Source organism: Streptomyces sp. AHU1 (assembly GCF_045343905.1).
Lineage (GTDB): Bacteria > Actinomycetota > Actinomycetes > Streptomycetales > Streptomycetaceae > Streptomyces > Streptomyces triticiradicis.
The window spans coordinates 5,726,315-5,752,879 of sequence record NZ_CP174283.1 but is presented as its reverse complement, the minus strand read 5'-3'; the positions used below and the strand labels follow the sequence as shown (position 1 = coordinate 5,752,879).

The window sequence follows — 26,565 nt, the reverse complement described above, 5'->3', positions numbered from 1 at the left end:
CGGACATTGCGGTGCTGTGGAAGTGCCGTTCGTGATCGGGGCGAAGGCGCCCACAACTCTGTGGTCAGCGAGCCGTCTTGGGATCGAAGGCGTCCCTGACCGAATCCCCGAGCAGGTTGAACGCGACGACGAAGATGATCATCGAGACGCCCGGGAAGAACATGTAGGTGATGTCGTTCTGCAGGACGAGTTCCGTCGAGGCCTTGGAGAACATCTGTCCCCAGTCGGGCGTCGGCTCGACGATCCCGACGCCGAGGAACGACAGGCCCGCCTCGATCGTCACGAAGTTGGGGAGCAGGTAGGTGGACTGCACCAGGAGCGGTGTCACCACGTTGGGCAGCACCTCCTTGCGGATGATCCGCCAGGGGGACGCCCCGCTCACCTTGGCCGCTTCGATGAACTCCCTCTCGCGCAGGGAGAGCGACGTTCCCCGCAGGATGCGGGCGAGACTCATCCAGCCGAGGAACCACTGGACGGCGATCAGCGCGACCACGCGTACATAGGTCGGCGTCTCGTCGCGCGGACTCACGAAGAGCGAGACCACGACCGGCATGCTCGCGATGAAGAAGAGCTGCGAGGGGAAGGCCAGCAGGAAGTCGATGACACGGCTGATGGCGTAGTCGGCCTTCCCGCCGACGTAGCCGGCGGTGACGCCCAGCAGGATGCCGGTGAGCACGACCGTGATCGTCACCACCACGGAGATCATCAGCGAGGTCCGGATACCGAAGATCAGCTTGGTGAAGACGTCGTAGCCGTTGCCCGGCTCCAGGCCGAACCAGAACTCGCCGCTGATACCGCCGTTGGGCTGGAGCGGCACGCCCGCGCTGTCGAAGAGTTCGGGGCGTTCGTCCGCGTACACCGTGTACGGGTTCTTGCCGTACACCTTGGCGATCAGCGGGGCCGCCAGCCCGATCAGGAAGTAGAACCCCACGACGTAGGCGGAGACGACCCCCGAGCGGTCCCGCTTGAAGCGGGCCCACATCAACTGGCCGGGAGACCGGCCGACGAGCTGCTCGCCCTCGGGTTTCGTGGCCGCCGCCTGCCCGCCGTGCACGACGACCGGTTCCGCGCCGTCCTCAGTCTCGATAGGACTCGTCACAATTCGCCCATTCCGCAAGTGTGGGTGTGCCGTGCCCGGCGGAGCCGGTCCGCCGGGGCGGATCAGGCCGTGCCGAGCCGACGGCCGTCACCTGGCGTGCCGGCCACCGTTCGGTTCAGAAGAGACGTCGATCACCCGGCGGTCGTCCGGAAATCCCAGCGGGACGCGCGTAGTTGAGACCACGTCACGGTCCGCCGGGCCGGGAATGGCGCCGGCTCCGCGTCAGTACGCGCGGGCGCGGATCCGCGCTCGGAACTCCGCGCCGTCGTCGCGGACCGCAGGGGACGATGTGACCCACAGGGCGCTGGTGACACCGCACATGGGTACCTCCTCATGACTCAACCGGTGCACGGACAGGAGGGGTACTGCTGATCTCCGACACCCCTGACGGAGGATCAAGCACCCCACTGTGCTCGTGAGTCGGCGCTGTCCCCACAGCGCATGACCCATTGACCCGAGCGTTACGCGGCTAACTATGTGACATGAGCCAGATAACCGACCACAGCCTTTAGGTCTCGGTTCCATCACAGCTGCCGCGTACATCTTCCAAAATCTGGACAAAATGATCTGCGGGAGAAGCCCCCGAAACGGACGTGTTACATGCGTATCGGTCTGGAGGTACCGGATTTCGGACACGGGAGGGCGGAAAACGGGTGGCAAAAAAGCCCGGGTACCCCCCATGCGGGGGTACCCGGGCTCGGATCGCCGGTGGATCAGCCGGCCGAAGCCGGTGGATCAGCCGTGCTCGGCGCGGTGGATCAGCCGTGCTTGGCGCGGCTCGCGGTGCGGGCGCGGTCGCGCTGGTCGAGGACGACCTTGCGGATGCGAACGGCCTCCGGGGTCACCTCGACGCACTCGTCGTCGCGGCAGAACTCCAGCGACTGCTCCAGCGAGAGCTTGCGCGGCGGGACGATCGCCTCGAACGAGTCGGCCGAGGACGACCGCATGTTCGTGAGCTTCTTCTCCTTGGTGATGTTCACGTCCATGTCGTCGGAGCGCGAGTTCTCGCCGACGATCATGCCCTCGTACACCTCGGTGCCGGGGTCGGTGAACAGCACGCCGCGCTCCTGGAGGTTCGTCATCGCGAACGCGGTGACGGCGCCGGCGCGGTCGGCGACGAGCGAGCCGTTGTTACGGGTCGCCAGCGTGCCGAACCACGGCTCGTGGCCCTCGTGGATGGAGTGGCCGATGCCGGTGCCGCGGGTCTGGGTCAGGAACTCGGTCCGGAAGCCGATCAGACCGCGGGAGGGCACGACGAACTCCATGCGGACCCAGCCCGAGCCGTGGTTGGACATGTTGTCCATCCGGCCCTTGCGGACACCCATGAGCTGCGTGACCGCGCCCATGTGCTCCTCGGGCACGTCGATCGTCATGCGCTCGACGGGCTCGTAGGTCTTGCCGTCGATCTCCTGGGTGACGACCTGGGGCTTGCCGATGGTCAGCTCGAAGCCCTCGCGGCGCATCTGCTCGACCAGGATGGCGAGCGCGAGCTCACCACGGCCCTGGACCTCCCAGGCGTCCGGGCGCTCGGTGTCGAGCACGCGGAGGGAGACGTTACCGATCAGCTCGCGGTCGAGGCGGTCCTTGACCTGGCGGGCGGTGACCTTGCGGTCCTTGACCGCGGCCTTGGCGTCCGCGCCCTTGCCCGTGCCGCCGCGGCCGACGAGCGGCGAGGTGTTGGTGCCGATGGTCATGGAGATCGCCGGCTCGTCGACCGTGATCAGCGGCAGCGCGATCGGGTTCTCGGTGTCGGCGAGGGTCTCACCGATCATGATGTCCGCGATACCGGCGACGGCGCAGATGTCACCGGGGCCGGCCACCTCGGCGGGCTTGCGGGTGAGCGCCTCGGTCATCAGCAGCTCGGTGATGCGCACGTTGGACATCGTGCCGTCGCGCTTGATCCACGTGACGGTCTGGCCCTTGCGCAGCTCGCCCTGCTCGACGCGGAGCAGCGCGATACGGCCGAGGAAGTTGTCGGCGTCCAGGTTGGTGACGTGGGCCTGGAGCGGCGCGGACTCGTCGTAGGACGGGGCCGGGACGTGCTCCAGGATCGTGGAGAAGAACGGCTCCAGGTTGTCGCTGTCGGCCGGGACGGTGCCGTCCTGCGGCTTGGTCAGCGAGGCCACGCCGTCACGCGCGCAGGCGTAGACGATCGGGAACTCGATCTGGTCCTCGTCGGCGTCCAGGTCGAGGAAGAGGTCGTAGGTCTCGTTGACGACCTCGTCGATCCGCGAGTCCGGGCGGTCCGTCTTGTTGATGCAGAGGATGACGGGCAGACGCTGCTGGAGCGCCTTGCGCAGCACGAAGCGGGTCTGGGGCAGCGGGCCCTCGGAGGCGTCGACCAGCAGGACGACCGCGTCCACCATCGACAGGCCGCGCTCGACCTCACCACCGAAGTCGGCGTGGCCGGGGGTGTCGATGATGTTGATCGTGATGGCGTCGCTGCCATCCTTCGGGTGGTACTTGACCGCCGTGTTCTTCGCCAGGATCGTGATGCCCTTCTCACGTTCCAGGTCGTTCGAGTCCATCATGCGGTCGTCGAGCGACTCGGCGGCGTGCGCGGCGAAGGCACCGGCCTGCTTGAGCATGGCGTCGACCAGGGTGGTCTTGCCGTGGTCGACGTGGGCGACGATGGCGACGTTGCGGATGTCGTGGCGCGTGGCCATAGTGAGGCGCTTCTCCCGGAGTGAGTGGACGGCCTCCGCATCCGCGGGGCCACTGCCGGGCTGAACACGCCACGGCCTTACCCCATGGTACGTGGCCTTGACAGAAGCGGCCTCCGCAGGGTTGCCGGGGCCCGGACGGACCGGGCCCGCCAAGGGGCGGCCCCGGTCCGTTCACCCGCAGGTCACCGGGTCTTCGACGGGCTCGCCGAAGGCTTCGCTCCCTTCTTCAGGAAGCCCATGTCCTCGTACACCGGGGTCTGGAATCCGAAGGCTCCGGTGTTCGCCAGGCCGATGCGGGCGGCGGCGAGCTGGGGGCGCTGATAGAGGGGGATGGAACCGGCGGCGGCCCAGATGCGGGCGTCCGCCTTGCGGACCAGGGAGCGCTCCTCGTCCTCGTTCAGGGTGGAGAGCGCCTGGTCGAAGAGCTGGTCGACCTGGTCGGTGCCGACGCGGGTGTAGTTCTGCTCGACGCTCAGCGATCCGTCCGCCGCCGGGACGGGCTTGGCGTAGATCGGACGGGCGTCGGTGGCCGGGAAGGCCGAGGCGGGCCACGAGTAGAGCGCCAGGTCGTAGTCGCCCGAGGCGATGTGGTCCTTGAAGTAGCTCTCGTCGGAGACCTTCGTGATGTCCGTGCGGACCCCGATGCCCTGGAGCATCTTCGCGATCCGGTCGGCCACGAGGCGCAGGGAGTCCGAGCCCGCGCCGGAGGGCACGACGAAGCGGAGCGTCAGCGGCTTGCCGTCCTTGGCGAGGACGCCGGCCGCGGCGCCCGCCGGAGCGGCCGTCCCCTTGGGCGCGTACGCCCCCGGGAGGCCGCCCTGTCCGGCGTACTGCCGACCCTCCAGGTTCCGGGCGGCCTGCTCGTCCGTGAAGGCACCCGGCCGGACGCCGGTCTGCTGCTCCTGCTTCCTCGCGTGGTCCTTGGGGTCCTGCGCCGGCTCCCGGACCGCTCCGGCGGGCTTGTCGTCGCCGAGGTCGTACGTCCCGCCGGCGCCCGGCCTGCCGTCCTCGGCGGAGTCCCCCTTCTTCCCCTTGGACCCGGCCGCCTTCTCCGTCTTCTTCTGCTCCGTGACCGGCCCGCCCGGCACCCACCCGGCGTCCGCGAGCAGGGCCCGCGCCTCGGCGGCGTCCTGGTCGCCGAGGGCGCCGCTGCCGTCGGCGTACGCGGCCTGTCCGGCCAGGGCGAGGTGGCTGCCGACCGGCTCGGCGGGCAGGCCGAGCGGCCGGAGGACGATCCTGGCGAGTTCCTTGCGGTCCAGGGCCCGGGCCACCGCTCGGCGGACGCGCTCGTCAGCGAGGGGGCCCTCCGAGCCGTTGAGTGCGAGCTGCGTGTAGGCGGGTTCGAGGGACTTGCGGATCACGAACTCGCTCAGCGCCGACCGCGCGGGAGCCTTCTTCGACCCGGCCCCGCTCCCCTTCTCTCCCTCGGCGCCCTCCTCGTCCTCGTGGGTCTTCTTGTGCTCGACGCTCTTCGCGTGCCCGGTGCTCTTCTCGCTCTCGGCGCCCTCGTCGCCCTCGTCGGTCTTCTTGTGCTCGGCGCTCTTCTCGCCCTCGGCACTCTTCTTGTGCTGGGCGCTCTTCTCGTCCTTGTCGGTCTTCCCGCCCTCGTCGCCCTCGTCGCTGTCGTCGTGCCTGCTCTTCTTCTCGGTCTTCTCGCTCTTCTCGGTCTTCTCGCTCCGGGTGCCCTCCTCGTCCCTGTCGCTCTTCTCCTCCGTCGCGTTCTTCCCGTCCTCCTCCTCGGACTCGCTCTTCTCGCTCTTCCTCTTCGAGGTGCCCTTCTCGCTCTTCTCGCTCGTCGCGGAGGCCCCCTGCAACGGGGCGCCGTCCTTGTTCCGGGCCGCGAGGGTGACGCGCTCGGCCTCGGCGGGGTCGATCTCGGCCAGGTCGAGCTCGTCGGCGGCGAGCGCCTCGGCCCGCTTGTCACGGGCCACGGCCACCAGGTCGATCTCGTCGAGCTTGCTGGGCCGGCCCCACCAGCGCGTGTTGCGCGTGAGCCGGACCCGGCCCGCCTTGCGGTCGACCGTCTTCACCGCGAAGGGCCCCGCGCTGACCTTGAGCTTGCGCCGCGCGCCGTCGTTGAAGGAGTCCGCGGTCCCCATGACGTCCTTCGGGTACAGCGGCGAGAACAGCGCCTTCCAGTCGGCGTAGGGCCGGCTGAACGTGACGCGGACCTCCAGGTCGTTCTTGCCCCGCTCGATCTTCTCGATGCGGTCGTAACCGGCGTTGCGCGCCGTCCAGTACGCGGAGTCCTTGCCGGACAGGGCGCGCCACTGGGCGGCGAAGTCGGCGGCGCCGATCTCGCGTCCGTCGCTCCACACGGCCTGCTGGTTGAGCTTGTACAGCACGACCTGCTTGGGCGACGTCCCCACGACCTTCGCCGACTCCAGGTAGTCGGAGTCGACCTGCGGCCGCCCGTTCGCGTCCAGCCGGTACATCGACGGCAGGACGGCGCCGGCGACACGGGAGGTCGCGGCGTCGGCGTCCGCCTGGAACGTGTTCAGCGTCTCCGGTACGGCGTCCACGGCCCAGCGCAGGGTGCCCCCGTCGGCGATCAGGTCACGGGACGCGGGCGCGATGTCCTGCACGGCCACGGCCCTGTCCGTCTCCTCGTCCGCACTGCACGCGGCGAGGGCGGGTACCGCGAGCGCGCCCGCGGTGAGGAATGCGGCCGAGCGCATCACCGCGCGCAGTCCGACGCCTTCGTGGGACATCACTGCAACCTCCGGGGGACGCTGCGCCGCGGGGCAGGTCTGCTTCTGATCCCGTTCGGCGGTATTTAGAGAGCTCATCCGATCTACGTGCTAACTGAAGAACAGCGCTGCGGAGCGTCGGCGGAGACACGGCGACGGGCGCGGGCAACCCCACTCGTGCGGCGCAATCCGGAACCGCGCCCGGGGCGCGCGGGGAGACCGGCCGGCGCGGAGGCGGACGGCCCGGCGCGCGGAGTCCGTTCTGGAGCGCGAAGACCTTCAATCCGTGCACACGCCTTCACACGGGTACGGGTGACGCGCAACACTCGCAGGCGCATGAACGTTGCCGCCTGAAGGCCTCGGGGCCCACGGAAGTGAGGGCAAGTCATGTCCGTTCACGACGACCTGACGTCGGTCCAGCGCTGCCTCGACGATCTGCAGCGGTCGGTGCGGCGCCTGGAACAGCAGATGGGCGCCGATCTGGAGATGCGCCGTGTGCGCGCCGACGCCGACCACCTGCGCGAGAGCCTCGCGCTGCTGCGCGAGTCCGCCGCCGGCCGCTCCCCCGGGCTCCCGGCCGTGCCGGGACAGGCGGGATCCGTGTCCGGCCGGCTGCCCGACCTGGTGCCCGTCCCCGACACCCCGTACGACAGCTCCTTGTGGACCGATTCCGACGACGAGGGTCTCGGCGCGCACCACGGTCCCTCCCACTAGCGCCCCCGACACCGGCGCGCCCCCGAACCCGACCGGAGTGCGAAGTTGGCCACTGGTACGGAACCTCATCTGAACAGCGGCGGTGTACGCACCGGTACGCGCGCCGCGATCGCCGCCCCGCATCTGCGGACCGACCGCTGGTGGCTGGCGCCCGCCGCCACCGCGGCCGGGTTGCTGGCCTTCGTCGTGTACTCGACCTGGCGGGCCTTCGCGGACGCGCACTACTACGCGGCGCCGTACGTCTCGCCGTTCTACTCGCCCTGTCTGGCCGAGCGGTGCGGGACCATGCGCGCGGGGCCGAACGCGGACCTGTTCGGGAGCTGGTGGGCCCTCTCCCCCGCGATCATCATCCTGGTCTTCCCGCTCGGCTTCCGGCTGACCTGCTACTACTACCGCAAGGCCTACTACCGCGGCTTCTGGGCGAGCCCGCCGGCCTGCGCGGTGGCCGAACCGCACAAGAAGTACACCGGCGAGACCCGTTTCCCGCTGATCCTGCAGAACATCCACCGGTACTTCTTCTACGCGGCCCTCGTCGTCGCCGGCATCCTCACGTACGACACCGTGCTCTCCTTCCGCGACGAGCACTACGCCTGGGGCCACATGGGCCTCGGCACGCTGGTGTTCCTGGTCAACATCACGCTGATCTGGGCGTACACCCTCTCCTGCCACTCCTGCCGGCACATCGTCGGCGGGAAGCTCAAGCACTTCTCCAAGCATCCCGTGCGCTACCGGATGTGGCAGTGGGTCGGGAAGCTGAACGCCCGTCACATGCTGCTGGCCTGGGCGTCGTTGGTGAGCGTGGCGCTCGCCGACTTCTACGTCTACCTGGTCGCGTCCGGTGCCTTCGACGATCCGCGCTTCTTCTAGATTGGGTGGAGCCCCCTGATGTCCGTGGTCGACCGACAGGAGTGGGACGTCGTCGTGGTCGGTGCCGGTGGCGCCGGTCTGCGTGCCGCGATCGAGGCACGCGAGCGCGGCGCCCGGACGGCGGTGATCTGCAAGTCGCTGTTCGGCAAGGCCCACACGGTGATGGCCGAGGGCGGCATCGCGGCCGCCATGGGCAATGTGAACTCCGGTGACGACTGGCAGGTCCACTTCCGCGACACCATGCGCGGCGGCAAGTTCCTCAACCAGTGGCGGATGGCCGAGCTGCACGCCCGCGAGGCGCCGGACCGGGTCTGGGAGCTGGAGACCTGGGGCGCCCTCTTCGACCGGACGAAGGACGGACGGATCTCGCAGCGCAACTTCGGCGGTCACGAGTATCCGCGCCTCGCCCACGTCGGCGACCGCACCGGTCTCGAACTGATCCGCACGCTCCAGCAGAAGATCGTGTCCCTCCAGCAGGAGGACATGAAGGAGACCGGCGACTACGAGTCGCGCCTGAAGGTCTACCAGGAGTGCACCGTCACCCGTGTGCTGAAGGACGGGGAGCGGGTCTCCGGGGTCTTCTGCTACGAGCGGGAGTCCGGGCGCTTCTTCACCCTGGAGGCACCCTCGGTGGTGATCGCCACCGGCGGCATCGGCAAGTCCTTCAAGGTGACGTCCAACTCGTGGGAGTACACGGGTGACGGGCACGCGCTGGCGCTGCTCGCCGGGGCGCCGCTGCTGAACATGGAGTTCGTGCAGTTCCACCCGACGGGCATGGTCTGGCCGCCGTCGGTCAAGGGCATCCTCGTGACCGAGTCGGTGCGCGGCGACGGCGGGGTGCTGCGCAACTCCGAGGGCAAGCGGTTCATGTTCGACTACATCCCCGACGTCTTCAAGGAGAAGTACGCGCAGTCGGAGGAGGAGGGCGACCGCTGGTACGAGGACCCGGACCACAACCGGCGCCCTCCGGAACTGCTGCCGCGCGACGAGGTGGCGCGGGCGATCAACTCCGAGGTCAAGGCGGGCCGCGGCTCACCGCACGGCGGGGTCTTCCTCGACGTGTCGACCCGGATGCCGGCCGAGGTGATCAGACGCCGGCTGCCTTCCATGTACCACCAGTTCAAGGAGCTGGCCGACGTCGACATCACGGCGGAGGCCATGGAGGTCGGGCCGACCTGCCACTACGTGATGGGCGGTGTCGCCGTCGACTCGGACACGGCGGCGGCGCGCGGGGTGCCCGGACTGTTCGCGGCCGGTGAGGTCGCGGGCGGCATGCACGGCTCCAACCGGCTGGGCGGCAACTCCCTCTCCGACCTCCTGGTGTTCGGGCGCCGGGCGGGCTGGCACGCGGCCGAGTACGCGGCCGGGCTCACCGGGGAAGGCACCCGCCCGCCGGTGGACGACGCCCAGGTCGACGCGGCCGCCGCCGAGGCGCTGCGGCCCTTCTCGGCCGAGGGACCCGGGGCCGTCCCCGCCGCGTCCGCCGACGGCGCCCCCGCCGCGCAGCCGCCCGAGAACCCGTACACCCTGCACCAGGAGCTCCAGCAGGCCATGAACGACCTGGTCGGCATCATCCGCCGGGAGGCCGAGATGGAGCAGGCCTTGGAGAAGCTCGCCGAGCTGCGGGTACGGGCACGCCGGGCCGGGGTGGAGGGCCACCGCCAGTTCAACCCGGGCTGGCACCTCGCCCTCGACCTCAGGAACATGCTCCTGGTCAGCGAGTGCGTCGCGCGGGCGGCACTGGAGCGCACGGAGTCGCGCGGCGGGCACACCCGTGAGGACCACCCGGCGATGGAGCGCTCCTGGCGCCGGATCAACCTGCTGTGCCGGCTCGCGGACCCCACCGGCGGGCTGGCCGCCACCGACCCGGTGGCCGGACAGATCGACCTGGTGAGCGAGACCACCCGGCCCATCCGCCCCGACCTGCTCGCCCTCTTCGAGAAGGAGGAGCTGGTCAAGTACCTCGCCGAAGAGGAGCTGTACGAATGAGCAGCTACGAGGCCCGCTTCAAGGTGTGGCGCGGGGACGTGAAGGGCGGCGGCCTGGAGGACTTCGGGGTCGAGGTCAACGAGGGCGAGGTGGTGCTCGACATCATCCACCGGCTCCAGGCGACCCAGGCCCCGGACCTCGCGGTGCGCTGGAACTGCAAGGCGGGCAAGTGCGGTTCGTGCTCGGCGGAGATCAACGGCCGGCCGCGGCTGATGTGCATGACGCGGATGTCGGTGTTCAGCCGGGAGGAGACGATCACGATCACCCCGCTGCGCGCCTTCCCGGTCGTACGGGACCTGGTGACCGACGTCGGCTTCAACTACGACAAGGCGCGGCAGGTCCCCGCCTTCGTGCCGCCCGCCGGGGTCGGGCCCGGCGAGTACCGGATGATGCAGGAGGACGTCGACCGGTCGCAGGAGTTCCGCAAGTGCATCGAGTGCTTCCTGTGCCAGGACACCTGCCACGTGGTCCGTGACCACGAGGAGAACAAGCCCGCGTTCGCCGGGCCGCGCTTCCTGATGCGGGTGGCGGAGCTGGACATGCACCCGCTGGACGCGGCCGCGGAATCCGGCCTGGACCGCAAGGCCACGGCCCAGGACGAGCACGGTCTCGGCTACTGCAACATCACCAAGTGCTGCACGGAGGTCTGCCCCGAGGGGATCAGGATCACGGACAACGCGCTGATCCCGTTGAAGGAGCGGGCGGTCGACCGCAAGTACGACCCGCTCGTGTGGCTGGGGTCGAAGATCGGCAGGCGGCGGACGTAGGCGAGGGTCGGGCACGGGCGGGGCGGCGCACCGTCTCCGTCCGTGCGCGCCCCGGCGTCACCGTCCTTCGGGGGCCGGCGGGACCATGGGACGTCGGCCCGGGCGCTGCCCCGCCATCTGGACCACCAGGCCCGCGATGAACAGGGCCATCCCGCCCAAGGCGTAAGGCATCAACGAGGCGTCGGGTCCGCGGAGCGGTCCGAGGAACATGAACAGGGACCATCCCACGGAGCCCGTCAACGCGCCCCATCCCCACAGCTTCGGGCGTACGACCCGGGGACGCACCCACGGCGGGATCCAGTACTTCGTGAGGGCCGCCGTCCCCAGTCCCGCCTGCGCCACGACGACCAGCACGGCGCCTGCGACGAAATACCAGTGCATCGAGCCCGCTCCTCCGCGTGCGGGAAGGGAGCACGCGGCCTGATCATGGCACGCGGACCCCCTGCGGTCACCCCCTCGCGGGCCGCCGAGCAAGACCCCCGCGCCCCTCCCGCACACCCCGATACCTCCCGTACCCCGACCACCCCCAACTCCTCGTATACCGGTCGCGGAGGCGCTCGAACGGCCATACGCTCCCAAATGTGACGTCGCCCCTGAGCCGAAGCCGGTCGCGCCGGGTCCCGTCGCACAGAGCCGTGCGGGTGGCGCATGCCGTGCTCGGGGGGCTGGTCGCGATGGGATGGCTGGTGCTGCCGTCGGCGTGGGCGGGGGACGAGACCCCGGCAGCCGCGGCGCGGGGCGCGGAGGTCACCGCTCCGCCGGCCACGACCGCAGCCGCGGCCGCGCAGGACGGGACCACGACCGGCGATCTCGTGCCGCCCCTGGTCGCGGTCGGCGCCGCGGGCGCACTGGCGGCGTACGGGTACACGCGCCGCAGGCGGCGGGCGACGACCCGGACGACACCCGGCGGCGACCCCGGGCTCATCCCCCTTCCCGAACTCGACCTGCGGTCACGGCGGTTGCTCGTCGAGATCGACGACTGCGTACGCGTCGGCGCCGAGGAACTCGCCCTCGCCGCGGACCGGTCGGCGGGCGACGCGGTCGAACCGTACGTGTACGACCTGAGGCACGCGGAAGCCGGACTCGCCGCGGCCTTCCGGCTGCGGCAGCGCCTCGACGAGGCGGACGCGGCCGGCACGGCCCCGGACGGGGACGAGGGCGGCCGCAGGGACGTCCTGGAGGAGATCGTCGCCCGCTGCCAGGACGCCGGGGAGCTGCTGGACACGGCGGCTCCGGGGTTCGACCAGATCCGGGCGCTGGAGCGGAACGCGGTGGCCGCGCTGGAGTCCGCCGAGACCCTCTTCCGGGAGGTCGCCGGGCGCGTCCGTGCCGCCGAGGCCACGCTCGCCGACCTCCACGGGCGGTACGCCCCCGCCGCCTCGCTCCCGGTCGTCGGCGATGCCGAACAGGCCAAGGACCGGCTCCTGTTCACCACGTCCCACCTCAACCAGGCACGGCAGTACGCGGATCGGGGCGACGGCCCGAAGGCCGCCGCCCATCTGCGGGCGGCGGAAGGGGCGTTGGCCCAGGCCGCCGAACTGGTGAACGGCGTGACCCGGCTGGCCGGGGAACTGGCCTCGGCGACGGCCGGGCTGCCCGCGGCGATCGCGGCGGCGGAGGCCGCGCGCGACGCGGTCCGAGAACTCCCGGCGGACGCCCGCGCCGGGCTCGTCGGGCCGCTGGGGCACGCGGAGGCGCTGCTCGCCTCGGTCCGCCACGAGACGGCGGCCGGGTCCCACGATCCGCTGGACGCGCTGCGCCGGGTGACGGAGGCGTCCGCGGGCCTGGCCGGGGCGGGGGGCGGTGACGTGGCCGACGGGCACGATCACGCGCTGGTCCCGGCCCGCAGCGCGCTCGCCGGGGCCGCGTGCTTCATCGGCACGCACCGGGGGGTGGTCGGCAGCGAGGCGCGGACCCGGCTGGCCGAGGCGCGGCGGCTGCTCGGGCCGGGGTCCGTCCCCCTCTCCGAGGTGCTGCGGGCCGACGAACTCGCCCGGGAGGCACGACGGCTCGCCGAGCGGGACGTACGGGCGTACGGCAATCCCTCGGGCGGCCGCGGGGGCGCCGGGGCGGGCGGCGCGGTGCTCGGCGGAATCCTCCTGAGCGACGGCGAGGGCGGCCCGATGAGCTACGGCGGACCGCGCACCCGGGGCCGCCGGGGAGCCCACTTCACCTGACCCGCCGAACAGCGCCCGTACGGTCTTCAGCCCCGACGCCCAGCCCCGGCCTCTCAGCCCCGGAGCTCAGCCATCACCCCGGCACTCAGCCCCGGCTCTCGCCCTCGGCACTCAAGCTCGGCACTCAGGCTCGGCGCTCAGCCCAGCCCTCGCCCCCGGCGCTCGGCCCTCGTCCTCAGAACAGGCTCAGCAACGCTTCCGCCGGGTCCATGAGGCCCGTCTCCCCGTCCGGGAGCGGGAGTTCGAACCACACGGTCTTCCCGCGCGGGGTACGGCGGGAGCCCCACCCGGCGGAGAGGAGGCCGACGAGTTGCAGGCCCCGCCCGCCCTCGTCGGTGTCGCGGGCGCGGCGGCGGCGCGGCTGGACGAGGCCGGCGTCCCAGACCTCGCAGACCAGGGTGCGGTCGAGGAGCAGCCGCAGTCTGATCTCGCCCTCGCCGTAGCGCAGGGCGTTCGTCACCAGCTCACTGACCAGCAGCTCCGTCGTGTCGACGAGCGGCTCCAGGTCCCAGGCGACCAGCTGGGTGCGCGCGTACTCGCGGGCCCGCCCCACGCTGCGCGGCTCGCGCGGCAGGGTCCAGTCGCCGACGGACTCGGCGGGCAGCCCCTGGACACGCGCCATCAGCAGGGCGATGTCGTCCTCGCCGTGATGGGTGTCGAGGGTGTTCAGGACGTGGTCGCAGACGTCCTCCAGCGGCCTGGAGGGGTCGGTGAGGGCGCCGACGAACGCCTGCAGCCCCTCGTCGAGGGGGTGGTCGCGCGATTCGACCAGTCCATCCGTGTAGAGCGCCAACAGGGCGCCTTCGGGCAGTTCGACCTCCACCTCCTCGAAGGGCTCGCCGCCCACCCCGAGCGGCATCCCGGGCGGCACGTCGAGCATCAGCGCGCTCTCGCCGGGCTCGACGAGCACGGGCGGCAGATGGCCGGCGTTGGCGAAGGTGCACCGGCGGGTCACGGAGTCGTAGACGGCGTACACGCAGGTCGCGAGGTACACCTCGGAGAGGTCCGCGTCGCGGGGCTGACGGGCCGTCCGGGTGGCCTGCTGGACCCCTCCGGGGGTGCCGAGGCCGCGCGCGATCTCGTCCAACGCCGAGAGGACCTCGGCGGGTTCGAGGTCGAGCAGGGCCAGGGTGCGTACCGCGGTGCGCAGTTCACCCATCGCCACCGCGGCGCGCAGTCCGCGGCCCATCACGTCGCCCACGACGAGGGCCGTGCGGTGGCCCGGGAGTTCGATGACGTCGAACCAGTCGCCGCCGACCTCCGTCGCCGCGTTGCCCGGCAGGTAGCGGCACGCGATGTCGAGGCCGGAGGCCTCGGGGTCGCCCGGGGGCAGCAGGGACCGCTGCAGGATGAGGGCGCGTTCGTGCTCGCGGCGGTACAGGCGCGCGTTGTCGATGCAGACGGCCGCCCTGGCGGCCAGTTCCACGGCCAGGGCGCGGTCGCGTTCCCCGAACGGCTCGCTGCCCTTCGTGCGGGAGAACTGGGCGAGCCCCACGACCGTGTCGTGGGCGACCATCGGGACCGCGAGCGTGGACTGGACGAGGCCGCCGTCCTCGGCGGGGATGTGCTGCGGCCGGGCGGTGCGCAGGGCGTCCGCGCAGGGCGAGTTGAACGGGTAGTGGTGGACCGCGCCGACGGCGACGGGCGCCGGGCCGCCGGCGAAGGGCGCGTCGGCCACGGCGCTGGCGAAGGCGACCCGGCGGAGTTCGGCACTGCCGTCCGCGAGGCCGGGCGGGGTCTCGTCGCCGACCAGCAGCCCCTGGTACAGGTCGACCGTCGCGAGGTCGCAGAAGCCGGGGACCACGACGTCGAGGAGTTCGCGTGCGGTGGTCTCCAGGTCGAGGGAGTTGCCTATGCGGGAGCCCGCCTCGTTCAGCAGGGCGAGGTTGCGGCGGGCGGCGGCGGCCTCGCGGGCGGCGGCGCGACGGGCGGTGATGTCGGTTCCGAGCCAGGCGATGCCGATGGGGCGGCCGCTCCCGCTGTGCACCCGGTAGAGGTTGATGGACCAGTGCCTGCGCTCGTCGGAACCGGGGACCTGCCCGGTGACGTGCATGTCCGTGATGGAGTCGCCGGTCTCCAGGACCCTGCGCAGGACCGCCGTCACCCGTTCGGCCTCCGCGTGCGGGAGATAGTCGTGGACGCCCTTGCCCCGGTGGTCGTCGACGGTGCCGCCGAAGATCGAGGCGAACCTCTGGTTGGCGCGCCGGACCTGGAGGTCGGTGTCGATCAGCAGGAATCCGAAAGGAGATTGACCGAAAATCGCCTGCGAGGCGGCGAGGTCCGTCTCGATCGTCCGCAGGGTGCGGACGTCCACCACGATGCACACGGCGGCCCGCTCGCCGTGCTCGGTGGTCGTCGGCATCACATAGACCTCGGCGAGGCCCTCCCTGCTCCCGGAGTCCCCGGCGCCCTCACCGGCGTCCTCGGAAGCGGGCACGCGGAAGGGCACCAGCCCGGTCCACTCGCGGCCGTCCAGGATCTCCGCCATCTTCCGCTGACCGGACTCGCGCCGGTCGGCGGGGACGAACGCCTCGATGGGATCCACGCCGACGGCCTGCTCCGCGGAGATGCCGAAGATCTGCTCGGCCCGCAGGCTCCACTGGTCGACGAGCCCGTCCGCGCCGATGGAGAAGGAGGCGGCCTTGATGTAGTCGTAGATCGAACCGGGTGGACTGCTCTGCCACATCGTGTCGCCCAGCACCTCGCCGGCCTCGTCGCCGACCGGACCGGCCGCCGCGCCGACCGCCGTACCGGCCGCGTCGGCCGCCGTTCCGCCCGTGGCCGCGCCCGCGGCCTCGCCGGGAACCGCGCGCGCGAAATCACCCGCCGCATCGGCCCTCGCGCCGTCCGACGGGTCCTCGGACCCCGTGGCCTTCGCTGGTATCTCGCTCACGCGAACCGTCCCCTCCAGCTCACCGCGTCCGGCACCGGTCACCGGGGGCGGCTGCCCGCAGTATCCAGCACTACGGCGCCGCACGACACGGTGTTCACGATCACAGCACGGTCCCGATGATTTTTGGACCGGCCGCGACATACTCCCCAGTCTTCTAACCAGGTGGCGGTCCGTCGAACCACACAGCACGACACCGGTCGGGAGCGTGATCCGGCCGCGCGGCGCGCGGGCGTCCCGGCCTCCTCGTCTCAGTCCGGCACGGCCAGCTCGAACCAGACCGTCTTGCCGGTGTCCGCGGGCCATGTGCCCCAGCGTCTGCACGAGCCCGCGACGAGCTGGAGTCCGCGTCCGCTCTCGTCGGAGGTGTCGGCGGCCCGTTCGCGGGGCGGATCGGGCAGCGGGTCGGAGACCTCGACGCGCAGGGCGTCCGGCACGTCCTCGGGACGTACGAGACGGACGCCGATCGGCCCCGTCGCGTGCCGGAGCGAGTTCGTCACCAGTTCGCTGACCAGCAGCGCGGCGATGTCACCGAGGGATTCGAGGTCCCAGTCGCGCAGTTGTCCCCGGACGACGGCACGGGCGGCGCGGACGGCACCGGGCTCCGCGGGAAAGGTCCACTCGGCGCAGTAGCCGTCAGTGTCGATCAAGCCGATCACTTCCCAGACCAGAACCCACCCACGCCCGGTTTCGGGGGGTTAATGGGCACATACCCGGTATCAGTGGACCTTTACCGCCTACGGGGGCATGCCCTGGCGCGAACGGCGCACGCGCGGGCGCCCAGGTCGTCACGCACCCGGATCGATCCACGGCAGTGCGCCCTTGACCGCCGGTACGTCCTGGTCCAGCCAGTCCACGTCCCAGATCTCCTCGGGGGTCAGCCAGCGCAGTTCGTCGTGGTCCTCGAGGGGCGCGGGTTCGGCCGAGCCGGGCAGCAGCCGGGCGGCCCACACCACCAGGACGTATCCCGGCTTCAGGGGCCACTCGCCGGGGACGCGCTCCAGCGCCCGTGTGTCGGCGCCCAGTTCCTCGCGCAGCTCGCGCACGAGGGCGCGCTCGGGGGTCTCGCCGGGTTCGACCTTGCCGCCCGGCAGTTCCCAGCGCCCGGCGAGGTCGGGGGGTGCGCTGCGGCGCGCGGCCAGCAGGCGCCCGTCGCGCACCAGGGCGCCCGCGACCACCACGATCCGTTCCGTCATGCGCCGGAGCCTACGGGAGCGGGAGGGGGCCGGGCGCCGACCGGCTCACCGGGTTCCGTTCGGCCCGATCTGCTCGACCCAGTAGAGCTGCTTGTGCCCGCGGTCGTCGAGGCTGTCCGCGATCTTCTGGGCCTCGGCACGGGTCGCGTACCTGCCCACGCGATAGCGATTGCCGTTGTCGTCCTGCCGTATGACGAGCCAGGGAAGCGTGATCGTACTGTCGTTCATCGAGCCCCTCCACTTCCCGCCCCGGGCCCCCGCCGAACCCCGCATTCCAACGAAACCGCAGTACGCATATGCCCGAGCCTACGCCTTACCTTCACGCAGCGAACACGGGTTTACACAAAGAGATACGCAACCGGCCAGTAAGGAACGGCGACCCGGGGGGCGCACGCCGTCGAACGCGCCGCTCACGACCCTCACGCATCCCCGGGCAGGGTAGAGCCGCCCCCGGTCCGCCGTTCGAGAAAGGCCAGATTCCAACCGGCTTCAAGGGTGTTCGCGCCGGAGCGGGGGCGCCCCGGCCGACGCGCGGGGCCGCCGGACCGTACGAAGTGCCGCGCGAAACGCCGGACGGCGCGCCGCACGGGCCTCCGGACGGCACGCCGCGCGAAGGTGACGCGCGGTCACTTCACCGGCAGGTGATAGGCGATCCGGTAGCGGTCCGCCGGCACGACCACGTCCGCCGTCTCCACCGGACGGCCCGAGGCGTAGAAGGTGCGCTGGATGACGACGACCACGTGCCCGGGGACGCCGCCCAGCGCCAGGAGTTCCTCGGCGAGGCCGGGGCGCGCCCCCACCTCCTCGGTGACGTTGTCCACGATCACGTCGATGGCCGCCATGCGCTCGACGACACCCATGCCGCCGAGCGGACCCTCCTCGGGGAGCATCACCGGCGTGCGCCCGGTCACGGCGAGCGGCTCCCAGGACGTGGAGAGCATCATCGCCTCGCCGCCGTCCCGGTAGACGTAGTTCGTGCACATCACGCGGTCGCCCGGCTGGATGGCCAGCCGCTCGGCGATCGCGCCGCTCGCCTCGACCTGCCGACTGTGGGACTCCCAGGTGCCGCGCACGGCGAAGTCGGCCTGCTCCTGGCGGAAGGGGGTGGCGCCGCTGTCCGGCCGGTATCCGGAGCGGGCGACGCGGCGCGGCACCGGCCGCTCGCGGACGTAGGTGCCCGAACCGGAGCGACCCTCGACCAGGCCCTCGGCCATGAGCACCTTGCGCGCCTCCAGGGCGACCGTGTCCGAGACCCCGTACTCCTCGCGGATCCTGGCCTGCGAGGGGAGCCGGGTGTGCGGTGGCAGCGAGCCGTCGACGATCTTCTTGCGGAGATCACCCGCGACGCGCAGGTACGCCGGCTGCTCACCGAATGTCACTTAGCCGCTCCCATCAGGTTGTACAGACAGCAACAGCGTGGCAACCGTGGGTTGTGCCATGCAAGCGAAGGCCAGAGAATCACCCAATGTGATGACGCGCGTCCCCTGGGGCATTACGCAGGCACTTTCTCCCCACTGTGGCCGCCGTCACACCTCGATTCCGGTGCCTTCTTCGCCGCCGCTACCGGCGCCTCCCCCCTCGTCGCCCTTCGGCGGGGTGGTGGCGAGGCCCAGAGCCTTGCGGGTGGTGACCGTCTTCTGGGGGTCGACGAGCTTCAGGGCCTTCTGGTAGCGGGCCCAGAAGGTGTCCACGTCCGGCGCGTCCGCGGCCTTCGCCCATTCCTTCGCCGAGCGCTCCAGGTCCTTGGCCAGCGCGGCCACCGGCTTGACCGCGGATGGCGCGAACCTGTGGGCGGGCAGGCCGTCCGCCTCCCACGCCAGCACCTCCGAGACATGGTCGGCCCATTCCTTGTAGGCGGGCAGGTCGTCCTCGACGTACTCGGCGTCGGGTACCGAGTCCAGCGCGTTGTCGATCGCGGCCGCCGAGCTCAGATAGGAGTACTGGTCCGGGTCCAGCGTCAGCTGGTCCTTGCGCAGGGAGCCCGTCAGGCCGCCCTTCTCGTCGGCGTTCCCGAACAGGCAGCTCACCTTGCGGTCGCCGCGGCGCCAGCTCTGCGAGGTCGGCGTGAAGGAGTAGACGTCGACGTCGTCCGGGACGGCCCAGGAGTCCATGGCGTAGGTGTTCCGGCGCAGGTAGCACTGCTGGTCGGCTTCGTCGGCGAGTGCCCCGGCTCCCGGGTAGCCGTCCTCGGCCACCGTGATCTCCGCGAACACCTCGGCGTCGTGCTCGCCCGAGCACGGCACCTTGTCGACGTCGATCGCCAGACCCTTCAGGGAACCGGTGGGCGTGTCGAAGCACTCGCCCACGTCCAGCGAGAACGCGGAGCCCCCCGAACCGTCCGCGGCGCCCCTGAAACCGTCCCAGAAGTCGCGCGCTCCCCCGGTGGCGACCATGAGCGCGAGCAGCACGACGCCGATCGACGACAGCACCATGCCCGCCACCGCCATCCCCTTGCCGCGCTCTCCACGCTTCTTGATCTGGAGGAGCGCGACGGTCCCGAGCACCAGTCCGACGGCGGGCAGGAAGCAGAGGATGCCGAGGACCAGCGCCGCGATCGCGAGCCCGTTGAAGGGGACGGGCCGGTTGTACGGGGAGTAGCCCTGCCCCCAGGGCTGATACGGACCCGCGTACGGCCCTTGCTGGTACGGCCCTTGCTGGTACGGCCCTTGCCGGTAGGGGTCCTGCGGAGCGGCCCCATGGGGGGACGGGGCGTGCGGATACGGCGGCAGTCCCGGCGGCGGGTACTGCCCCTCGGGCTGCTGCGGGCCGGGTGGCGGGGGTGTGGCCACGGTCTACCTTGCTCCTCGTCCATCCGTGACGAAACGCTCGTGCGACTGCCGAACGGCTGCGCGCATCGTAAGCGCGGCACGGGCGGGACCACGGCGGAGGCCGCCCCGGCGACCGCCGGGCACCGGACGTTCCGGAGGCGCTCACACCACCCCGTTCCCCGGCGGTGCGTCTAACCTGCACCCATGACCGCACTGCCGGACTGCTTCTGCCCGACGGACGGCACCCGCGTCCCCGCCGGCTCGCTCGCCTGGTGCTGCCCCGTCTGCCGCGGCCCGCTCGATCTGGACTTCGCGCCGACGCCGGCTCCCCTCGCGTCCCTCACCGGCCGGGTGAACTCGATGTGGCGGTACGCCGAGTGCCTGCCGCTGGCCGCGCCCACGGTCAGTCTCGGCGAGGGCCGCACTCCGCTGGTCCCCCTGCGCGAGGGCGTCCTCGCCAAGCTCGACTTCCTGATGCCGACGCTGTCGTTCAAGGACCGCGGGGCCGTGCTGCTGGCCGAGCTGGCGCTGCGGCTCGGGCCCCGGCGGGTGATCGCGGACAGCAGCGGCAACGCGGGCACGGCGGTCGCCGCGTACTGCGCGCGGGCCGGACTTCCCTGTGCCGTGTACGTCCCCGAAGGCACCTCCGCGAAGAAGCTGGAGCAGATCGAGGCGCACGGGGCCCGGCTGCGGGTGGTGGAGGGCGACCGCGAGGCGACGGCACGCGCGGCGCGTGAGGCGGCGGGCGAGGACGGCGTGTTCTACGCCTCGCACGTCTTCAACCCCTACTTCCTGCACGGCACGAAGACGTACGTCCACGAGCTCTGGGAGGACCTCGGCGGCCGCCTGCCGGACGTCGTCGTGCTGCCGGTCGGCAACGGCACGCTGCTCCTCGGCGCCGCCCTCGCCGTGGCCGAACTGCACGCGGCGGGGCTGATCGACAAGAGGCCCGCCCTGTACGCCGTCCAGGCCGCCGCGGTCGCCCCGCTGGCCCGCGCCTGGTCCGAGGGGGCCGACGACCTCGTCGGGGCGACCCCCGTGGCACCCACGTTCGCCGAGGGCATCGCGATCCCGCACCCGCCGCGGGCCCGCCAGATCCTGAGCGCGGTGCGCGCCTCCGGGGGCGCCTTCCTGACCGTGACGGAGGACCAGATCCGTCACGCCCAGGCGGATCTCGCGGGCCGCGGGCTGTACGTGGAGTCCACCGGGGTGGCCTGCTGGGCGGCGGTCCGGGAGGGCGCCCTCGGCACGCGGGAGGCCGTGGTGCCGCTGTGCGGGGCGGGGGCGAAGACGGGCATGGCACGGGCCTGATCCCCGGCCTCGAAAGTGCCGGCGCCCACGGAGGGCGCACCTCCAGGGCCACCACCGCCCCGCCGGCCACTCAGGCCGCCGGTTCCTCCGGGGCGGCCGGCGGCTCGGCAGGGGTCGGCACGGGCGGGCGGAAGAGGACGGCCCGCGCCACGGGCGGGGCGAACAGAGAGGTGACGGGCGCGGAGAGGGTCAGCACGGAGCGGAAGGCGCGCCCCACGACAGGGTCGCCGGTGGCCCGCTCCTGGACCCGGCGCAGGTACCAGTCGGCGACACGGTCCGCGGACCCGCCGACGACCGCGGTGCCGACCGCACCCGGCATCTTGCGGTCCGCCCCGGCGGAGATGTCCCACGCCTGCCGGGACGCCGCGAGGAGCGCCCGCTGCACTCGCCGCGTCGTGGGCGTCCGGCGCCGGTCGGACAGTGCGTCCCGCAGGGCGACCGCGCTCATCGCGGCGACGGCCATGCCTTGCCCGTAGATCGGATTGAAGGTGCACAGGGCGTCGCCGGTGGCGAGGAATCCGGCCGGGCGGCGACCGGGCAGGTCGTAGCGGCGGCGGACGTTCGCGGTCTGCCGGTAGCCGAACGCCGGCGAGAGCGGTTCGGCCTCCTCCAGCCACCGGTGCAGGAGCGGATGCGGCAGCCTCTTGGTGTACGTCACGAACTCCTCGTCGTCCGTGGGCGGTTCGTCGCCGCGCAGCCCCGAGACGATGACCAGATGACTGCCGTCCTCCAGCGGCAGTGCGCCGCCGGCGTGCACCTGGTCGGGGTCGGGGTAGGCGTAGTAGGCGACGGTGTCGCCGTCGAGGACGCCGCTCCTGCCGCGGTAGACGCGCGAGGCGTACGCGAGCCCGGTGTCGATGGTCTCCTCGTGCGGGGCCTCGGCGCCGATCGTCATGAGCCACTGTGATGCCTTCGTGCCGCGGCCGGAGGCATCGACGACCAGGTCGGCCTCAAGGGCCCGCCGCTCCCCGCGGGCGTCGCCCGAGCGCTCTCGCAGCAGCACTCCACGCACGCGTGAGGCGTCACCGAGGAGCCCGACGACATCGGTCCCTTCCACCACGCTGATCACCGGATCGGCGAGCACCCGCCGCCGCACCAACTCCTCGAGCTGTGCGCGGGAACCGGTGTAGATGTGCGTCGTCGCGGGCACCCGGCGGTACCAGCGGCCGGTCTGCCACAGCACCATGTCCGACGGCATGCCCACCCGCGGCGCCCCGGCCGCCGCCAGCTCCGCCAGAAAGCCCGGCAGCAACGACTCCAGGGCCACCTGACCGCCCTGCAAGAGGACATGCGGATGCCGGCCCTGCGGTACGCCGGGCCGCGACTTCGTGCCACTCGGGAAGCGATCGCGCTCCACGACGGTCACCCGGTCGGCGTGTCCGGCGAGGACGTGCGCCGCGAGGAGCCCCGCGAGGCTCCCGCCCACGACGACCGCGTGTCGCACGCCCCTGGCGCCGCTCACGCCCCAACCATCCGGTTCTCCGGCAGAGCCCATCGATCCGCCCCCCTCTGATCGCCACGTAGTCGAAAGGCACCAGTATCCAGCCCCGCAGGGCGGGTTGACCGCGTTCCGGCCCTTCTGCGCCTCCCGAACGCACCCGCCTCGCCGACAAGCGGGTCATCGACGTGTCCGAGACGTCGACCGCGTCCGGCGTCGACTGCCTCGCCCGCTACCACCACTCACAGCGGCCAGGCTGCCAGCAAGTGGCCGGGGCCGTAGGCGGCGTCGAGCCCCGGACAGTCGACTCCGCTGCGCGAGACCGCCACGACGGGAACGGGTTCGTCGGTGAGGGCGGCCCGGTGGCGGTGGAGGGCCGCCAGGTCGTGCCGGTCGAAGGGCGACCGCTCCAGCCACTTGACGGAGCCCACGAAGAGCAACTCCTTGGCGATGGGAGCGCGGTCCGCCCCGACGATGTCGATCTCGACGTCGTTGGTGCGGGTCCAGTAGCCGCCCACCGCGGGGGCTGCGGGCAGTCGGCCGTCGGGCAGTATCCGGGCGAGCGCCTCGCGGACGAGCGGCTCGATCGCCCGGCCGCGCCAGCTGGTCCAGTTCTGCCGGATGCGCGCCAAGGCCAGATCGCCCCGCCCCCGCTCGATCTCCTCCATGGACGGGCCGAGCATGTGCAGCCAGAACCGCAGGTAGGGATCTGCCACCCGGTAGCGGCGATCCTTCGACGGACGCAGCGATACAGGCAGCTCCCCGGCGACGATCCGTTTGTCCCCGAGCAGTTCCAGAGCTCTCTGCAGCGGCGTGGCCCCGATCCCGCCGGCCGCACGGGCGATGTTGGTGAAGGTCCGCTCACCACTGCCGATAGCCGCCAGCACCGTACGCGCCTGGGCCTGCGGGGGGAATTCGGCGGCCAGCGAGCGCTCGGCCGACACGAGCAGGGCGGAGACCGGGTCGGTCAGCGCCTCACCGAGGAAGTCCCACAGCCCTGCGCCCCGCGGCCACTCCGCGCAGATCAGCGGCAGCCCGCCGGTGACCAGCGCGGCGTCGAAGGCTTCCGCCGGGTCCAGCCCGAGCATCCGCCCCACCTCGGCGGGGTTCAGCGGTCCCAGCACCATCTCCCGGCCGCGCTGATGAAAGGGTCGCCCGTAGCTGTTCAGGGCCTCCATCATCGACAGATCGGAGCCGATGAGGACCAGCAGCACCGGCTTGGTCTCCAGCACCCGGTCCCAGGCCCGCTGCAGCATCCCCTCAAAGGCGCCATCGGCGTCCATCAGGTACGGCACCTCGTCGATGACCAGCACGCTCACCCGGTCGGCGGGCAGCGCCGCGGCCAGCACGTCGAACGCGGCATCCCAGCTCTCCGGCCGGGCGGCGGCCACCAGCCCCGCCAGCGGCAGCGTCGACGCCTGGGCGTCCCGGGCCAGCCGTGCCAGATCATCCCCAGGGGACGCGCCGGTCGCCGCGTAGAACAAGAACGGGGCTCCGGAGCGTTCCGCGAACCGTTCGACCAGCCGCGACTTGCCCACCCGGCGCCGCCCGCGCAACATCACGCACCGACCGGGCCGCTCCCCGCCAACCCCTGCCGCCACCTTCTGCAGCTCTCGCTCCAACGTCGCCAGCTCCTGCCGACGGCCCACGAAGTCCACCATGCTCACCGACCCCCGATCATGAAACTAACATCAACGTTAGCAACATCGGTGTTAGCTTGCCGTCCTTGCCGACTGCCACCCAGGGTCACGAATCGCGCACCCGACGCCTCTCGGGCCGTGCGGCACCGGACCGGTCGCGCCGCGCAATGGTGGGCACGCGTTGGCTCCCGACGGCGGTTCACGGGTGTCCTGCGGACTGGCTGCGGACTGGTCAGGTGTCCCGAGGCGGAGAAATCCATGGCACACGGGCGGGACCTGCAACGAGACTGCGCGGGTGAGCGACGCCTACCCCTGCCCGTGCTGCGGGCACCGCGTACTGGACGCGATGCCCGGCTCGTACGAGATCTGCCCCGTCTGCTTCTGGGAGGACGACGGAGTCCAGTTCCGCTGGCCGACCATGGCTGGCGGGGCGAACAAGGTCTCCCTGATCGAGGCCCAGCGCAACTACCAGGACTTCGGGGCCTGCGACCAACACGGCCGGCAGTACGTCCGTCCACCGGCCGAGGGCGAGCCGCTCGACCCTGCTTGGCGCCCCATCGACCTGGCGCGCGACTCCTTCGAGGACTGGGACGCCGAGGACCGTGCCCCGTGGCCCGACGACCGCTCGGTGCTCTGCTGGTGGCTCCCCACTTTCTGGCGCCGGGACCACCCATGACCACCCACACCGAGAGACTCGTCCGGCAGCTCGACGACTCGACCGGCCCGTCGTACGATGCCCGCGCAGAACTGATCGGCATCGGCTCCGACACCGTCCCCGCCGTCATCGACGGACTGCCCTCCCTCGGCGGCTTCGGTCAGCTGACCGCCATCGAGGTCTTCGAAGAGGTGGCGGACCCACGCTGCGGCCCCGCCCTGATCGCCCTCCTGGGCAGTGACGACTGCACCGTCCGAGAATGGGCGGCGACGGCCCTGGCGAGCTTGAAGATCGACGGCGCGGTCGAGCCCGTGCGCCGCGCCCACCGCGCCTGCCTGGAACGGGCGACGCCACCGGACTGGAGCGAGCCGGTCGGCATCCGCTGGGCCCTCACCGAACTCGGCGCACGCAGTCCTGTCGTCCCGCCGCTCACCGCACGCCTGCGGGCCACCGCTGCGGACGACGCCCCGGGGTGGCCCTCGGCCCACTTCGCCGAGATCATCGACGACCTCGCCGACCACGCCCAGGTGATCCTCTGCTCCCAGTTCTGGCGCGTGGACGCCGGCCGCGCGTACAGCGTCTCCGGCACCGGCCTGGACTGGGGACTCGACTGGACCGCGCCCTGGGAGCACCTGGTCGAAGAGTCCCGCACCTGGTCCCTGCCGGAAACCTCCGAAGCCCCCGCCGACGACAACATCTTCGTCGCCCCCACCTGGATCGACCGTACCGACCTGCACCCGGAGAGGTGACCGATGCCGTTCCAGCACCCCGAGGAGATCGGCTACGGCTACGTCATCGAGCGCTACGCGGCAATGAAGGACTCAGGCCACGCGCGCTACCTCGTCCTGAAAAGTGGTCGATTCCTGCGGCCCGAGTGTCCTCACGCCGAACGTTTCGCCCATCACCTCATCGACGACTCGGCCACGATCACCGATGCCGAGCTGGAAGCCCTCCTCGGCTACGAGTGGCGCTCACGCCTCACCGCCGCCTGGCTGATCGGCGTAGGCCGACGCGCCACGTTCCGCGAACGCATCGGCGACCTGCTCCTGGCCAGCGAGTTCTGCTTCTCCGGCAGCGCCTACTGCTTCGCCCTGGCCCGCTTCGGCACCCACGCGGACGCCGAGATCCTCACCGCCTACCTCGACCATTACCTCCCCCGCACCGACCTCCGCTACGACCAGCCCGCAGCCCTCGGCGCCCTCCTCCGCCTCGACGCCCACCTCGGCACCCACCATGCGGACCGCTTCACCGAGCCTGACGGTCTCTGGGACCAGTGGGTGAATGCCCTGGCCCACCTCCGCGACCACCCCGCCCACACCCCCGCCGAGCGTCGCCGCTGGACTGACCTCCAATGCGACTTCGCCGACGGCTGGACCCGGCCGTAGCCGCAGCCGCCTGACTGCGGCTACGTGAAGTCCGCGTACGCCATGTGCTGGCCGCAAGTGCGGCACATGAAGAGGCAGCCGCTGAGCTGCAGTACGACATCCGACTCACTGCCGCATTCAGCCCGACCCGCACCTCGGTCTACGGCCCGAGCACCTGACCGAGATCACTAGGTGGGTCGCGCGGTCACCCACAACCCGCGCCGTCTGACGCCCTGATGCTCTCGCTGCCACGAGCAGCGAGGGCGTCAGAGTGCTGCTCGAGCGTGAGCCGTCTGCGGCCTGTGGCACGTATCGGCCGCGCTGATGTCGGAGC

21 protein-coding genes are annotated in these 26,565 nt (G+C 71.6%); 9 read left to right on the top strand and 12 right to left on the bottom strand.

Annotation, left to right across the window (positions count from 1 at the left end; genetic code table 11):
- Nucleotides 1-64: 64 nt before the first annotated feature.
- The 3 genes from ACICHK_RS25750 to ACICHK_RS25740 form a co-directional block, all read right to left on the bottom strand.
- Nucleotides 65-1,099, bottom strand: a complete 1,035-nt coding sequence (locus tag ACICHK_RS25750) for an ABC transporter permease (protein ID WP_406838738.1) — start codon at nucleotides 1,097-1,099, stop codon at nucleotides 65-67.
- Between the two features lie 758 nt (nucleotides 1,100-1,857).
- Nucleotides 1,858-3,765: a translational GTPase TypA gene (gene typA, locus ACICHK_RS25745; protein WP_151469882.1), complete on the bottom strand. Its 1,908-nt coding sequence runs from the start codon at nucleotides 3,763-3,765 to the stop codon at nucleotides 1,858-1,860.
- Between the two features lie 182 nt (nucleotides 3,766-3,947).
- Nucleotides 3,948-6,476, bottom strand: coding sequence for an ABC transporter substrate-binding protein (locus ACICHK_RS25740; RefSeq protein ID WP_406838737.1), 2,529 nt, complete (start codon nucleotides 6,474-6,476; stop codon nucleotides 3,948-3,950).
- Nucleotides 6,477-6,842: 366 nt separating this feature from the next.
- Here ACICHK_RS25740 and ACICHK_RS25735 point away from each other — a divergent pair, with 366 nt between their 5' ends.
- Genes ACICHK_RS25735 through ACICHK_RS25720 form a run of 4 tightly spaced genes read left to right on the top strand, consistent with a single transcriptional unit; the run spans nucleotide 6,843 to nucleotide 10,792 of the window.
- A complete protein-coding gene (locus ACICHK_RS25735) occupies nucleotides 6,843-7,169 on the top strand; it encodes a hypothetical protein (protein WP_406838736.1) in 327 nt (108 codons plus the stop codon).
- Nucleotides 7,170-7,214: 45 nt separating this feature from the next.
- A complete protein-coding gene (locus ACICHK_RS25730; RefSeq protein WP_151469886.1) occupies nucleotides 7,215-8,036 on the top strand; it encodes a hypothetical protein in 822 nt (273 codons plus the stop codon).
- An 18-nt stretch (nucleotides 8,037-8,054) separates the two neighbouring features.
- Nucleotides 8,055-10,025: a fumarate reductase/succinate dehydrogenase flavoprotein subunit gene (locus tag ACICHK_RS25725; protein ID WP_406838735.1), complete on the top strand. Its 1,971-nt coding sequence runs from the start codon at nucleotides 8,055-8,057 to the stop codon at nucleotides 10,023-10,025.
- Entirely contained in the window at nucleotides 10,022-10,792 is a 771-nt protein-coding gene (locus tag ACICHK_RS25720) for a succinate dehydrogenase/fumarate reductase iron-sulfur subunit (RefSeq protein ID WP_406838734.1), read from the top strand. Before ACICHK_RS25725 ends, ACICHK_RS25720 begins: the two co-directional genes overlap by 4 nt.
- Before the next feature lie 57 nt (nucleotides 10,793-10,849).
- Here the strand turns inward: ACICHK_RS25720 and ACICHK_RS25715 are convergent, their stop codons facing one another.
- Complete coding sequence (locus ACICHK_RS25715) at nucleotides 10,850-11,173, bottom strand: hypothetical protein (RefSeq protein WP_406838733.1); 324 nt, start codon at nucleotides 11,171-11,173, stop codon at nucleotides 10,850-10,852.
- 254 nt (nucleotides 11,174-11,427) lie between these two features.
- Between ACICHK_RS25715 and ACICHK_RS25710 the strand changes: the two genes are divergently transcribed.
- Nucleotides 11,428-12,969 (top strand): hypothetical protein, encoded by a 1,542-nt coding sequence (locus ACICHK_RS25710; RefSeq protein ID WP_406838732.1) that lies wholly within the window; start codon nucleotides 11,428-11,430, stop codon nucleotides 12,967-12,969.
- 175 nt (nucleotides 12,970-13,144) lie between these two features.
- Here the strand turns inward: ACICHK_RS25710 and ACICHK_RS25705 are convergent, their stop codons facing one another.
- From ACICHK_RS25705 to ACICHK_RS25680, 6 genes are all read right to left on the bottom strand, one after another.
- On the bottom strand, nucleotides 13,145-15,862 hold the full coding sequence (locus tag ACICHK_RS25705; protein WP_406838731.1) for a SpoIIE family protein phosphatase: 2,718 nt from the start codon (nucleotides 15,860-15,862) through the stop codon (nucleotides 13,145-13,147).
- 248 nt (nucleotides 15,863-16,110) lie between these two features.
- The gene (locus ACICHK_RS25700; RefSeq protein ID WP_406838730.1) at nucleotides 16,111-16,518 is read right to left on the bottom strand and encodes an ATP-binding protein; all 408 of its coding nucleotides are present in this window, start codon (nucleotides 16,516-16,518) and stop codon (nucleotides 16,111-16,113) included.
- Nucleotides 16,519-16,647: 129 nt separating this feature from the next.
- Nucleotides 16,648-17,055: a (deoxy)nucleoside triphosphate pyrophosphohydrolase gene (locus ACICHK_RS25695; RefSeq protein ID WP_151469892.1), complete on the bottom strand. Its 408-nt coding sequence runs from the start codon at nucleotides 17,053-17,055 to the stop codon at nucleotides 16,648-16,650.
- A gap of 45 nt (nucleotides 17,056-17,100) precedes the next feature.
- Nucleotides 17,101-17,283, bottom strand: a complete 183-nt coding sequence (locus ACICHK_RS25690; protein WP_151469893.1) for an SPOR domain-containing protein — start codon at nucleotides 17,281-17,283, stop codon at nucleotides 17,101-17,103.
- A gap of 398 nt (nucleotides 17,284-17,681) precedes the next feature.
- A complete protein-coding gene (locus tag ACICHK_RS25685; RefSeq protein ID WP_151469894.1) occupies nucleotides 17,682-18,434 on the bottom strand; it encodes a GntR family transcriptional regulator in 753 nt (250 codons plus the stop codon).
- Nucleotides 18,435-18,581: 147 nt separating this feature from the next.
- Complete coding sequence (locus ACICHK_RS25680) at nucleotides 18,582-19,844, bottom strand: DUF4190 domain-containing protein (RefSeq protein WP_406838729.1); 1,263 nt, start codon at nucleotides 19,842-19,844, stop codon at nucleotides 18,582-18,584.
- Between the two features lie 183 nt (nucleotides 19,845-20,027).
- Here ACICHK_RS25680 and ACICHK_RS25675 point away from each other — a divergent pair, with 183 nt between their 5' ends.
- Nucleotides 20,028-21,134 (top strand): threonine synthase, encoded by a 1,107-nt coding sequence (locus tag ACICHK_RS25675; protein ID WP_151469896.1) that lies wholly within the window; start codon nucleotides 20,028-20,030, stop codon nucleotides 21,132-21,134.
- Nucleotides 21,135-21,204: 70 nt separating this feature from the next.
- On the opposite strand, the gene ACICHK_RS25670 is transcribed toward ACICHK_RS25675, so the two are convergent.
- Both ACICHK_RS25670 and ACICHK_RS25665 read right to left on the bottom strand, forming a co-directional pair.
- A complete protein-coding gene (locus ACICHK_RS25670; protein WP_406841323.1) occupies nucleotides 21,205-22,560 on the bottom strand; it encodes an FAD-dependent oxidoreductase in 1,356 nt (451 codons plus the stop codon).
- 254 nt (nucleotides 22,561-22,814) lie between these two features.
- Complete coding sequence (locus ACICHK_RS25665) at nucleotides 22,815-24,233, bottom strand: ATP-binding protein (RefSeq protein WP_406841322.1); 1,419 nt, start codon at nucleotides 24,231-24,233, stop codon at nucleotides 22,815-22,817.
- A 274-nt stretch (nucleotides 24,234-24,507) separates the two neighbouring features.
- Between ACICHK_RS25665 and ACICHK_RS25660 the strand changes: the two genes are divergently transcribed.
- Genes ACICHK_RS25660 through ACICHK_RS25650 form a run of 3 tightly spaced genes read left to right on the top strand, consistent with a single transcriptional unit; the run spans nucleotide 24,508 to nucleotide 26,252 of the window.
- A complete protein-coding gene (locus ACICHK_RS25660) occupies nucleotides 24,508-24,888 on the top strand; it encodes a CPCC family cysteine-rich protein (RefSeq protein WP_406838728.1) in 381 nt (126 codons plus the stop codon).
- Nucleotides 24,885-25,616 (top strand): HEAT repeat domain-containing protein, encoded by a 732-nt coding sequence (locus ACICHK_RS25655; protein WP_406838727.1) that lies wholly within the window; start codon nucleotides 24,885-24,887, stop codon nucleotides 25,614-25,616. The genes ACICHK_RS25660 and ACICHK_RS25655 overlap by 4 nt, the downstream gene beginning before the upstream one ends.
- Nucleotides 25,617-25,619: 3 nt before the next feature.
- On the top strand, nucleotides 25,620-26,252 hold the full coding sequence (locus tag ACICHK_RS25650) for a DUF6000 family protein (protein WP_406838726.1): 633 nt from the start codon (nucleotides 25,620-25,622) through the stop codon (nucleotides 26,250-26,252).
- Nucleotides 26,253-26,565: the final 313 nt, after the last annotated feature.